The 12,441-nt window shown below is 69.0% G+C and carries 6 protein-coding genes and 1 pseudogene; 3 read left to right on the top strand and 4 right to left on the bottom strand.

From position 1 onward, the window contains the following. Positions 1-354 precede the first annotated feature (354 nt). Together AB852_RS25020 and AB852_RS25015 are read right to left on the bottom strand one after the other, a co-directional pair. Complete coding sequence (locus AB852_RS25020; RefSeq protein ID WP_073792460.1) at positions 355-654, bottom strand: hypothetical protein; 300 nt, start codon at positions 652-654, stop codon at positions 355-357. Positions 655-1,879: 1,225 nt separating this feature from the next. After that, positions 1,880-2,311: a helix-turn-helix domain-containing protein gene (locus AB852_RS25015; protein ID WP_073792459.1), complete on the bottom strand. Its 432-nt coding sequence runs from the start codon at positions 2,309-2,311 to the stop codon at positions 1,880-1,882. 382 nt (positions 2,312-2,693) lie between these two features. Here AB852_RS25015 and AB852_RS25010 point away from each other — a divergent pair, with 382 nt between their 5' ends. Next, positions 2,694-3,470, top strand: coding sequence for a TetR/AcrR family transcriptional regulator (locus AB852_RS25010; RefSeq protein ID WP_073792458.1), 777 nt, complete (start codon positions 2,694-2,696; stop codon positions 3,468-3,470). 549 nt (positions 3,471-4,019) lie between these two features. Continuing rightward, positions 4,020-5,384 carry an FG-GAP repeat domain-containing protein gene (locus tag AB852_RS25005; RefSeq protein ID WP_073792457.1) on the top strand — a complete coding sequence of 455 codons (1,365 nt, stop codon included), beginning with the start codon at positions 4,020-4,022 and terminating at the stop codon, positions 5,382-5,384. A 93-nt stretch (positions 5,385-5,477) separates the two neighbouring features. Here AB852_RS25005 and AB852_RS25000 read toward each other — a convergent pair. Further along, a pseudogene (locus AB852_RS25000) lies at positions 5,478-6,416 on the bottom strand (IS481 family transposase); the annotation flags it as partial. On the opposite strand from AB852_RS25000, the gene AB852_RS24995 reads away from it, so the two are divergent. After that, positions 6,415-6,990, top strand: coding sequence for an Imm21 family immunity protein (locus AB852_RS24995; RefSeq protein ID WP_073792456.1), 576 nt, complete (start codon positions 6,415-6,417; stop codon positions 6,988-6,990). The pseudogene AB852_RS25000 and the gene AB852_RS24995 sit on opposite strands and share 2 nt — an antisense overlap. Before the next feature lie 879 nt (positions 6,991-7,869). On the opposite strand, the gene AB852_RS38805 is transcribed toward AB852_RS24995, so the two are convergent. Beyond that, entirely contained in the window at positions 7,870-12,108 is a 4,239-nt protein-coding gene (locus AB852_RS38805; RefSeq protein WP_143201278.1) for an FG-GAP-like repeat-containing protein, read from the bottom strand. Between the last annotated feature and the right edge of the window lie 333 nt (positions 12,109-12,441).

Genomic DNA, 12,441 nt, shown 5'->3' with positions numbered 1-12,441 from the left:
GTCGATCTCGCCCCCGGCGTGAGCCTGGCGACCAGTCCAGCTCTGACATCGGAACTCCAAGTAGATATCGGAATGACTCGTCTCGTGCTCTGGTGACCGGGCCCGCCATCAGCAGCGCTCACCAGCCAACGCCACAGGTCAGGATCTCACCACCCGCACACTCGGATCCCCGATCAGCATTCGCGACCGCGCTCTTCGGAGTGACGCCGAGTTCTGGACCCGTCACTTGAAAAGGGGTGTGGGGAACGGCCGACCTGGCCCGCTCCCCACCCACTGCCCGGGCTACGGGATCCTTCCCGCACACCGACCTTCCGCGTGACCTCCGCATGAAGGCACTGCGCCGTCCATGAGGTGTCAGGAGGCTGCAGCCTCTTCCCCCGCGGGCACGGGCGTGGCCTGCTCCGGCTCGTTAGCGGTAGCACGCTCGGATGCCGATGTCCCCTCTGCACCGTTGGCTGCCGCCTTCGCACCGGCCTCTGTCGCGGTGTACCAGACCACCTTCTGCCGCGACTCCCGTTCAGCCCGGCCCTTGCCGATATGCGAGTTCAGGGCATCACGGACCAGGGCAACGGTCGGCTTGAGCGAGAGGTACCCGTCCGTGACGGCCGTGGCCACCTCCTTCGCCATCAACGGCTCCGAGCTGCTGGCCAGCACCTCCTCTGTGCGTCAGCCGCACCAAGGGCTTCGAACCGAGTCCGGAGCAACTCCGCCGCGGCTCGCTTCGACGGCGTGAGTCCGGACAGGCACGACTGCCATATCGCCTCGACATCATCCATCGCACCAGGGTGCCCCACCTGACGCCAGCGCCAGAACGGTCAGCCGTTCACGCAGATCCGGATCTGCACCACCGTCCGGTGACGTCACCCCTGGTGAACATCCGCAGCATCCGAGACCGCACATTGCGGCTCAGCCCGCTGCCCAGTCGCTGCGCTTCGCGTGACCGAAGCCTCCAGCGAACTCGGCCGGCCTCGGCAACCGCGTTGGCCCGGCCTCACGGCACCCACTGGCGGTGCGGGCAGCCGGTGACGTCACTGGGCGGCATCGGCGGCACAACGCTCCGCAGTTGCGCTGCCGACGTGCCCGTGCCCCCGGGTACCGGACACACGCGAGCACCCCCGCCTCAGCTCCGACGCGCCGACGTAGGCTCGGAGGGTGAGAACCCCCAGCCCCGGGCCGAACCCCGCCGGGGCGTTCGATCCGTACGACTTCCCTCCGGACCTCGGTGCAGCACAGCGGCGGGCCGCCGGGCTGTATGCGGAACTCCACCCGGCAGGCGCGCCTTCCCTGGTCCCGTGAGCCTCATGACGGGTGGCCGGAGGTGAACGAGAGGGGCCGGGAACATGCCGGCCGGAGCGCTTCCCCGGCTGCTCCCGACGACGGCGCGGCGTATGACGAACTGTGGAGCAGCTTGCGGGAAGCGGCGGCCGTCGTGCATGGACACCCGTGGTAGGGAACCTGCAGGGCTCAGGGTGTCGAGGGACCGGCTCTCGTCGCCGCGAGGCAGGCGCTCAGGACTGCAGAGGGCCCCCGGGAGCCCGTCAGGATCCGGGGCCACAGCCTCTGCCCCGTGATCACGCGGCGGTGTCCCCTGCCCTCACCACGGGCGCCCCCGAAGCACAGAGCACACGGTCGGCCTGGCGAAAAGGTCGTAGTCGCCAAGGCCGCTGATTGGCGTCCCGAATGAGGCGCGGGGCCGGGTTCGCCCCGGTAGGCACCGAACGGGCGGCCGGCCGAACCGCGTGGAGCGGTGTTCGATCTGGCTGTCGCACTCGTAAGCCGCGTCACCGGCGTAGCAGTGGACAGCCTGCCAGGTGCCCGGGGCAGCGCGGGCGGCTTGTTGAGGTGTCGTCAGACGGGGGACGACACGAGGCCGACACCGTCACACCCATGAGGCCGAGTGGCCACCCACGCCTCGCGCTCCGTCGTACATCGCCCTGCGGAAGGCGGTGGGTGACGTGCCGTAGACCTCGCGGAACGCCCGGCTGAAGACGGTTGAGCTGGTGAACCCCCAGCGCGCGGCGATTACATGGACGGGCAGCGGGGACCGGGCGAGGTCGGCGCGGCAGCGTTCCAGGCGCCGTCGGCGTATGGAGGCGGCGACGCTCATGTCGCGGGCGTCGAACAAGGCGTAGAGCATGCGCAGGGAGACATGGTGGTCGGCGGCGACGGTCCGGGGGCTGAGCTGGGGGTCGGACAGGTTCCGGTCGATGTAGGCGTCGATGCGGTGCAGCAGATCGGGGCCGGAGGGATCCGCGGGGCAGGAGGGGGTTCCGTGGACGGGGGTGGTCTGGGAGGCGGTGTTCCAGTTCATGCCGGGCTCCTGGGTCAGGGGTGGTGTGCCTCAGTCCTAACGGGGCGCGCTGCGCGTGGCAGCCGTACGGCCGGGCATCGGGATGCGTGGACTCGCGGTCGCGCGCTCGTGAGCCGGAACGGCAGGCGTGGGTCCGGGACGCTGATGTCTCCCCGGCGCCGTCCGTACCGAGGAACGCGACGGCGATGCCGGGCACGCGTGCGGAGTCGATTCCGCCGCCGACCGGGACGGTGCGAGCGGAGGGCTTCACCACCCACGGCACGGCTACGACGGACGGATCGCGCAAGAGGCCCTCCTTTGTGTAAGCCTTACGCAATATTGTGTAAGGCTTACGCATTACTAGGATGACCGTCAAGACGGAGCACGGCGAAGGGCGGGCGGTATGAACGGCAGCGACGGCGCCGACAGTTGGCTGCCCGCCAGCGCCGAGGCGGCCTGGGGAATGCGCGAACGCCCCTCGAGAGGTCGCAAACCGGTGCTGAGGATCGACCGGATCGTCAGCACCGCCGTGGACCTCGCCGCGCGAGAGGGCCTGGACTCGGTGTCCATGGTCCGTGTCGCCAAGGAACTGGGGACCTCGACGATGTCCCTCTACCGCTATGTCGCCGCCAGGGACGAGCTGTACCTCCTCATGCAGGAGGCCGCCGTCGGCCCGCCGCCTCCGCCGCCACCCCCCGGGACCGGCTGGCGGGATGCCCTGCTCACCTGGGCGACCGCGCAGCGGGCAACCGTCCACCGCCATCCATGGATGCTCCGGCTCCCCATCACGGGACCGCCCCTCACCCCCAACTCCGTCGCCTGGTGGGAGCGTGGACTCGACGCGCTCGCGGACACACCGCTCGACGACGGGGAACAGATTTCCGTGATCATGCTGATCGGTGGATTCGTCCGCCACGAGGCATCCGTCGCGGCAGACCTGGGCGCCGCCGTCGCCGCCTCCGGCCTCGACCCGGAGGAAGCCATGCGCCGGTACGTCCGAACCGTGGAACGCGTCGCGGACCCGGCACACCACCCCCGGGTGGCACGGTTCCTGCGCTCAGGGGTGCTCTTCGAGACAGGCGATCCCGACCACGAGTTCACCTTCGGCATGGCCCGCATCCTGGACGGTGTGGAGGCCCTGGTGGACGAACACGCGCGGACATCGCTCGGTGATACGTAGACGCGCCTCCGACACCCCCCATGACGGCGACACCGTGCGCGCCCGCGACAGTCGCCAACTCTGCACAGATCGTCATGTCTCCCCCCGCACGGGCTCGGCACAATGGTCCTGACCTGCCGGGCCAACCCGGGCAAGGCGTTGAACCGGCTGTAGGGGGTTTATTGATGATGCGCGGGAGATGTGCCGGGGGGACGGGAAGCGCGCGGGCGGGGAAGACCGGGCAGGCCCACAGGGAGCAGCCGCCCGACCGCGTCACGAGCACCAGGGCACCCGTCGCGTGATCCGCCGCGCACACCGGTAGGGCGTCAGCTCCGGGCTGCGGCCCGGGAGGACCGCCGCCCCCTCTCCGTACCACTCGTCAGACCACCAGCCCTCTGGGTACGAACGCTTCCGCGACCGCTCGTGGTAGCGCCGACCGCCGCGAGCGCGTGCCCGTCGTGGGGATGGCCCCACTTTCCTTTTCCCGGCGGTATGCCGACTCACCCCGCCTGCCGGGGTGTGCCGAAGCCTGCCCGCCACCCGATTCCTCTCACCCTGGGAGTTCTCACCATGTCGTGGTCAGTACGACGAATCCCGCGTGTCCCCGTCCGCTTCGCGGCCGTCACCGTCGCGCTCGCCTCCGCCGTCCTCGGCCTGACGGCCCCCGTACAGGCATCGCCCGCCACGGCGGACCCGGCCGGGACACCGACGGCGGCCCGTCCGGCGAACGTGACCATCCCTCCGTTCGTGGGCGGGCCGATAACACGTCAGAACATCATCAACCGCGCCCAGTACTGGGTCAATCAGCAGGTGCCCTACGACCGGACCGCCTATCGCGGCGACCTGCACGGCCGTCCGTACCGCACCGACAGCGGCGGTCTTGTCTCGATGGCCTGGCGGCTCGGCACCAGCGCCACCCCGCGGACGCTGCCCCACCACTCCACCAGGCTGGGCGGTGTCGACGAGCTCCAGCCCGGGGACGCGCTCAGCAATGGCATGGGCCGTGCGGCGGTCTTCGTGGAATGGACCGACGCCCTGCGGACCAGCGCGACCGTCATCGAGCTGGCCGGGCCCGGCACGGTGGCCCACCGGACCCAGTACTCCGCCAATCTCATCACGCTCGGCCGATTCAAGCCGTACCGCTTCAACAGGGTGATCGAGATACCCGTGGTCATCCCTGACAAGGGCATGACCAACATCACCCCGGCCGGTGATCTCAACGGCGACGGGGCTCCCGACGTGATCGCGGTGGAGACCGCCACCGGTGATCTGTACCGCTACTCCGGACCGTCGTACGGTGGCGGCACCCGGGTGAAGATCGGCCACGGGTGGACATCCATCAGCGACATCGCCGGGGTGGGTGATCTGACGGGTGACGGAGTGTCGGACATCCTCGCAGTGGAGGCGGGCACGGGTGATCTGTACCGCTACTCCGGCCCCGGGTTCGGCGGCTCCACCCGGGTCCAGATCGGCCACGGCTGGGACTCCATGGCCCAGGTGACCGCCGTGGGCGACCAGACGGGCGACGGTGCCCCCGATGTCATCGCGATCGAACGTTCCACCGGCGACCTCTACCGCTACGCGGGCCCCGGATACGGTGGTTCCACCCGGGCCAAGATCGGCCACGGCTGGAACATCTATGACACGGTCGTCGGCGTGGGCGACCAGACGGGCGACGGTATCGCGGACATCCTCGCGGTCCACGCCCAGACCGGGGAACTCTTCCGCCACTCCGGCCCCGGTTACGGCGGCGCAACGAAAGTGAAGCTCGGCGACGGCTGGGACGCGATGATCAACCTCGCCGGCATCGGCGACCTCACCGGCGACGGCGTCCCCGACCTCCTCGCGGTCGAGACGGCCACTCAGAAGCTCTTCCGCTACTCCGGGCCGGGGTTCGAGGAGAACACACGGGTCCAGATCGGCACCAACTGGTAGTCACGGCGCAGGGCCCGGGGGGCGGCCGGCCACACGACGGCCGGCCGCCTTCTCGTTGGGCGCTCCAGGTCGTATCCCCGGAGTCCCTAGGTTGTACTGCCCTGTGAGGTTGGGGACGTGACTGGCGGGTGGTTTGCCTGCGAGCGCGGTGTGTCCGCGGTGGTGATTGCAGGTGTGCAGCCATCCGGGGAAGGCGTCGCGTCGTTCCTGTTCTGAGCGGTAGGGGCGGGCGTAGGCCCACTCGTCGAGCAGGGTCCTGTTCAGTCGTTCGACCTTGCCGTTGGTCTGGGGCCGGTAGGGCCGGGTGCGCTTGTGGGTGATCCCGGCCTCCGCGAGTGTGTCCCGACAGGCGTGGGACCTGTAGCAGGCCCCGTTGTCGGTCAGGACGCGTTCGACGGTGATCCCACAGGTGGCGAAGTAGGTGTGGGCCCGGGTCCAGAAGGCGGTGGCGGTCTCCTTCTTCTCGTCGGTGAGGATCTCGCTGTAGGCGAGGCGGGAGTGGTCGTCGACGGCGGTGTGGATGTAGCTGTAGCCGGTCCCGGTGCGGTTCTTGTGGCCTGCCGGGCGGCCGAGGGCCTTGTGGCCGCCGCCGTCGGGGATGTTGCCGAGTTTCTTGATGTCGACGTGGACGAGTTCGCCGGGCCGGTCGCGTTCGTAGCGGCGTATGACCCGTCCGGTGGCCCGATCGAGGTGGGTGAGGCGGGCCAGGCCGTAGCGGACGAGCACGCGGTGGACGGTGGAGGGGCCCAGGCCGAGGAGATGGGTGATGCGGGCCGGTCCCCACCGGCGCAGGAGCCGGACCTTGATGATCCGGCGCTCGGTGCGGGTCGGTGTCCGCCGGGGGCTGTGGTGCGGGCGGGAGGAGTGGTCGCTCATGCCCGCCTCGCCCAGACTCCGGTAGCGGGCGGCCCAGCGCTGGGCAGTGGTGGGCGAGACCTGGGGACGTTCGGCGGCTGTCGGTAGGTTCGGATATTGGCTGGTGCGGAATAGCTCCCCAGCCGCTGTCGGTGGGAGTGTGCAGACTGATCGCATGACGACGTCTCGCAACAGCTCTCGATACCTCCACGCCGACCTCGCTTGGGTGCGGTCGATGGGTGGCCCCTTGATCGTTATCCCGACCTCTGCTGTGGACCAGTGGGGTGGCTGCACGGAGGACGGGATCATCGTCGGCGGGACTGAGGTTGCCGACGATTACGACCGCGCATGCGACGTAGAGGGCTGGGCCGGGATCGTCGGCGTTGGTGTGGAGGCCTCGGGGTTGGTGTTGGCGGACGAACCAGCCACGACTTGCTACCTCTCCGAACAGAACGTCTTCGTGCGGTGGCTCGCCGCTGATTCAGATGCCGAGCTCCTTGAGGCCGCGAGGACCGTCTTGGACGATCCCGCCACCGACTGGGAGGACTGTGGGGTGTGGGAGACCGATGGGTCGGCGGTTCTCCTGGACTCCGCCGTAGCCGGAGCGGACCTCGCTGTGGAGTACCCGGACCAGGGAGGTCTCCCGGAGCAGGCCCAGGTTCCTGTGCCCGCAGGACGCTGGAGCGTTCGCGCGACTCATAAGACGGGCGACTTCCCGTGGGTGGGGGTCGTCCAGCTCCTTCCTGCATGACTCTCACGTATTTGTCGGTAGTTTCGCGCGGATCACCGAGGTCAACCCGCCGATACGACGCATTCGTCTGTCGCTCAACCAAGCGGGGAACGACCTGCAGCCTCGGCCGCGTAGGCGGTCCTGACGGCTCCGGCCGACCAGCGCTCGGCAGCCGGGGCGCTGACGCCGAGGAGGCGTTCGAGAATGACCGGCGGCGTTGTGGTGCAGATGTCGAGCAGGGCCGCGCATCGTCCGGATTCGGGTGGGAGCCGATCCTTCGCAGCCGAGCGTTGAGGCGCTTGCTGGTCAGGTGCTGTCCGGGCCGCTGGGTCGGGAAGAGCCAGGGCTTATTGAGCTCGTTCGACGTCGCCGTGTGCTGGTCGTTGGCGATGTCAACGAGTTGGAGGATCAGATCGTCAAGGGGCGGGGGCACTCTCGGGATGCAGCAGGCGCACCCCGGAAACCAGCTCCAGCCGAGCCGAACCCGCGATTTCACGCGTGCCGTCGGACACTCGCCGCCCTCTCTCGCCAGAGGGCAGAATCATGCATCTAATGACTGTCTAAAGCCAACCACCAGGTCAGAGCAAGCGATCACCCTGGAGCGTCAGCAGGACGAGCAGCGCCACACTTCCCGCAGCACAGGGGCAGACCCCCTGTGCTGATCATGCACTTGATGCAATTCCCCGGGGTCCCGGCGCAGGGGCCAGCCGCCCTTGACCACGCAGTGGGCCAGACGTAGGCGCCCGGTCTCGGTCAGGGGTGCATTACGGTGGGGCATGAGGGCCTTCTGTCGCTCGGTGTGGACGTCGCAATCCACACCGAACCGGAAGGCCCTCACCCGTTCAAGATCCCTCAGCCGAGACCTCCATCACCCGTCCACAACCTCCCGAGGCAATACACCTATGGGTACCGCTCCAGGAACGCGGAGCGGCTGAAGGTCCAGTTGCCGGTGGGCGCGGACCAGCCGTTCGCGGCCCCGTTCAGCTTGCCGTCGGCCTTCGCGGTCCAGGTGTACATACGGACGCTGCCGTCGCTGTAGCCGTACATGCCACCGATGTCGTCGCGTCCATCACCGTTGTAGTCGCCGATGACGAGTTTGAGGTGGGGTCGGTACCAGGTGCCGGCCGGGCTGGTCCAGGCTTCGTGGTAGCCGGTGAAGGTGCCGTTGGGGGTGGCGGAGAACACGTTGACGGCGTCATGCCCGTCGGCGTAGTCGTACCAGGTGGCGATGTCGTCGCGTCCGTCGCCGTTGAAGTCGCCCGCGTGCAGGGTGGTACGGCTCCAGTCGCCCCAGGTCGTGGAGGTCCACGAGGCGGTGCGGGCGAAGGATCCGGTGGGGGTGGCAGCGAAGGTCCAGAGCTTCTCGCTGCCGTCGGGATAGTCGTACATCGCGGCGAGGTCGTCGCGTCCGTCGCCGTTGAAGTCGCCGGTGACGACCTTGGAGCGGGAGTGCTCCCAGCCGGAGCTCGCGCTCCACGCGTTCACCGGATGGTTGAAGCCGCCCTTCACGGTGGCACTGAAGACGAAGGCGGTGTCACGGCCGTCGTGGTAGTCGTACCAGACGGCTATGTCGTCGCGTCCGTCGCCATTGAAGTCACCGCTGTAGGGCGTCATCCGCTGGAAGGTCCAGTGGCCGGGTTTGACGTCCCAGGACCGGAAGGGGCGGTTGAAGGTGCCGTCGGGTTTGCCGGTCCAGGTCCACAGGGAGACCCGGCCGTCGACGTACCCGTAGAGGGCGGCCGCGTCACCGATGCCGTCACCGTTGAAGTCACCGGTCACGCGCTTCATGTTGTCCGCGTCGAAGTCGCCCGCGGGGGCGGTCCACGCCGAGCGCCAGCTCGTGAACGTCCCGTCGGACAGGGAGTCGAAGGTGAGCAGCGCGTCCTTGCCGTCGGCGTAGTCGTACCAGGCCGCCACATCGCTGCGGCCGTCGCGGTTGTGGTCGTGGCGGGGTGCGCCGCCGGAGGTCCACAGGGAGTGGCCCTTGGCGTTGTGGACGACGAGGTTGCCCCGGTCCTGGAGCAGTGCGTAGCCCTCGCCGGTCGCGGTGGCCGGTCCGCTGGACCAGAGGAGCACGCCGACGGCGGAGTTGACGGTGATGTGGCCGTCGCCGCGGACGAGGGCCGTGGCGCCGTTGTTGCCCGCCGTGCCGCTGGACCAGAGCTTCTGGTTGGAGGTGGAGGTCAGGACGAGGTCGCCGTCCGCCCTCATGGTGAGGGTCGCGGACGGCGAGCTGACGGACTGGCCCGGGGTGAGCGTGGTGCCCGCCGCGATGCGGCGGCCACCGTTGACACCGTCGATGAGGTAGGCGGAGCCGATGCCGGTGTAGTCGTCGCCCGTCCTGATGCCTCGGTGGCCGTTCAGGGTGTTGTCGGCCTTGCGGACCCAGATGTCGGGGATGCCGTCGCCGTCGTTGCTGCCGTCCGGGGTGTCGTCGCCGTCGAGGTCACCGGAGGTCCCGATGGAGGGATGGGTGCTCGCGGGGAACATCCCGGTGGCGATCCTCACCCGTGTCCCGGCGGCCCCCCAGGTCGCCGTGTCGAGGGCGCCGTGGGGGCCCTTCTTCCCGTACGCGCGGTAGACATCGCCGCTGGCGTTGTGGCGCAGCAGCAGATCGGGCACGTCGTCCTTGTTGAGGTCACCGGGCAGGACCGGTGTGAACTGGTCCCAGTCCGTCTCCCCCACCAGTACGGGTGCGCGTCCGGTGTCGAGGTGGACGGTGCGGTTGCCGTAGTAGAGCCAGAGCCGCTTGCCCTGTTTCACCAGGATGTCGGGCTTGCCGTCAGCGTTGAGGTCGGCGGTGGCGATCTGCTCGGCGGTGCGCCAGTGTTCGAGCGCCGCCGACCGGGCCCGGAGCCGTAGATAGTCCTCGCGGTCGATAGTCCCTCGGCCGGAGCTCTTGTAGACCTTCAGCTGGTTCGTGTTGTCGTTCGCGTTGTGTTCGAGGGAGATGAGGTCGTTGTGGCCGTCCTCGCTGATCCAGTCTCCGTGGAAGGCGACCTGTCGGCCGGGGAAGGTGCCGCCGCCGTGGGTGGCGGAGGAGAACTCCCGGTTGCCCTCACCCGCGTAGGTGAGCAGGGTTCCGTTGGCGTCCGTGCTCCAGATGTCCTTGTAGCCGTCGCCGTTGAGGTCACCGGGTTTGTCCCGCTCCCGGGAGCGGTTCGCGTAGTACAGGTAGGTCGCCGTGTCGGAGCGGTTGCCCGCCCGGTCCACACTGTAGGCGTGGATCATGTGCGGGCCGTACGACGGAGGGGTCACGAAGGCCGACGGAGCGCCGACCGGAGTCTCCTGGACCTCGGAGTCACCACTGGTCCACCAGTGGTAGGAGGCCACATCGGTCACCCCGCCGCTGGAGAAGACGAACTCCGTCTGCGCACGCGCCGGGCCGGTCGGGTTCGGCCAGCCGTTGTCCCCGTTGGGGTACGCGTTGCCCCTGGAGGTAATGCCCGGCGGGCTGGCGGGCCGGGTACGGTCCATGGAGAAGGCACAGGTCGCGCTCCAGGCCGAGGTGGCGCCGTCCCCGTCCTTCGCCCGGACCTTCCAGCTGTAGGTGCCGGTGGGAACACTGGTGGCGGGCAGGACGAGTGTGGCGTGGCGGCCCTTGGCCACCGAGAGTTCACGGCTGAGGACGACCGGCCGCTCGGGGAGATCGGTGCGCACGACCTGGAACTGCGCGGTCAGCATGCCGGCCTCCGGATCATCGATCTTCGCGTAGACGCTGACCTGAGCGTTGCCGATCACACCTCCGTTCGCGCAGCTGGTCCTCGGGTTGGTGCCCAGACCGGTGGGGGTCTTCGGCGGGTTGTTGTAGTCGATCTCCAGCCTGGCGGTCTTGGGGTCGAACCGCTTCCAGCCGAAGGTGTCGCTCTCGTCGGCGGCGTACAGGCCGAGGGTCACACTGGGGTCGTCGGCGGCCGCGGCCGTCCGGACGGCGCTGGTGGCGTTGAACTCCAGATTTCCGGCCGGGCATCCGTCGCCCCAGCCCTTGGCATCGGTCACCGTGTCCAGTGGTGTGCCGCCGAGCTGTCCCGGCTGATGGTTCCAGGTGGTCCTCTTCGAGATGTCCTCGACGCGCCACACCTGGACCGCTCGCTTCTGGCAGGACCACGACCACGTGTTGCGGATCCGGAAGGTCGCGGACTTGATCTGCGCGCCGCGCACCCCGCTGGTGTCGAGCTGGAAGAAGGACCGTGAGATCCGGTCCTGGCCGCCGGTCTGGGACTCGTAGCCGACCCGGACGTCGCCCTTCGCGTCCCAGTAGGAGGTCGTCGGGAATGCCTGGTAGACACGGGCCCAGTGCTGCCACTCGCCGAAGGCCCAGCTGGGGTCGATGTACACCGGGTAGGTGGTGCTCGCGCCGGTCAGCAGTCGCTGGTCGGGGGTGATGGTGAGGGTGTCCCCGGCCACCGCCGTCGGCATCTCGGCGTTCTTCGCGCCCGCCCCGGGTTCGAAGGTGTCCTGGGGTGTGGACGTGGCCGTGAGGGTGCGTGCGGCGGGCGCGGTCGGAGGCGGTGTGGAGTCCCACATCAGGGGGGTGGGACTGGTGAACACGGTCTGCCCGGCGGGGTCCGTCGCCTCCAGCGCGCCGGTGTTCGGGTCCTCGGTGACCGTCACCCCGACGGTGGCCATGGTGAACCGCAGCTGGGCGAGATCGGGATGGGCTGCGGCCTGGGCGTTCTTCACCACCAGCAGCTGGGAGAACCCTTCGACGTCGGCCTTCAGCTGGAGGTCGACGCCGGGGAGGACCTCGGCATAGGTGGCGACATTGCCCGCGAGCGTGGGGGCGGGCAGGGGCTTGGTCCAGGTCAGTGAGAGGGTCCGTCCATCCTTCACCCCCGTCAGCATCGGCCCCGTACCGCCGCCGGAGAACGTCACGTCCACCCGGGACGCCTTCGGCACCACTGAGCCGTCCGCAGCGAAGACCAGTGTCGCGTCGGCCGCCACCCAGGCGCCGTTCCGCCACAGCCGTACCGGCGCCCCGTGCCGCACCACCGAGAACGAGCCATCGGGGCGCACCCAGGTGTCGCTCGTCTCCGTACGGGCGGACAGCAGCTCGACCGGCTGCCCCAGGGCGATGGCGTCCTGGAGGGCCTTGTCCTCCTCGCTCACCGAGCCGTCGTCGGTCGAGCGTGCCGGCACGGAGGACGCGGCACCCGCCTGTCGCTCGGCCGCAGGTGCCGCCACTGCGGGCATCGCTCCGGAGGCCAGCAGAGCCCCGACGACCAGACCGTACAACCAGGGCGGTCTGCGGCGGAACCTCCGCCGCCGGTTCCGCGAAGATATGAACATCATTGACTCCCTATGCCTTCGAAACAATTGACTCGGACTATCTGCTCACATTCATGCACTTGCCACCGATCAATGGTGAGCGGTGAATCCCTCAATGCCGAAAGGGGTGCGCAAGGTGACACTGTCAAGCGATGTGACGCGTGCGCGCCGGCCCTCGCAGGAGGAGTACAACACCGCGCCCGC

Origin of the sequence: Streptomyces uncialis, from assembly GCF_001905345.1 — a bacterium.
Classification (GTDB): domain Bacteria; phylum Actinomycetota; class Actinomycetes; order Streptomycetales; family Streptomycetaceae; genus Streptomyces; species Streptomyces uncialis.
Note: the sequence above shows the minus strand (reverse complement) of the source record. Positions and strands in the feature narration are given on the sequence as shown.

Excerpts from the sequence above, each read along its gene's own strand:
- AB852_RS24995 (WP_073792456.1), top strand. The coding sequence starts at position 6,415 with ATGACGACGTCTCGCAACAGCTCTCGATACCTCCACGCCGACCTCGCT.
- AB852_RS25015 (WP_073792459.1), bottom strand. The coding sequence starts at position 2,311 with ATGAACTGGAACACCGCCTCCCAGACCACCCCCGTCCACGGAACCCCC.
- AB852_RS25005 (WP_073792457.1), top strand. The coding sequence starts at position 4,020 with ATGTCGTGGTCAGTACGACGAATCCCGCGTGTCCCCGTCCGCTTCGCG.
- AB852_RS25010 (WP_073792458.1), top strand. The coding sequence starts at position 2,694 with ATGAACGGCAGCGACGGCGCCGACAGTTGGCTGCCCGCCAGCGCCGAG.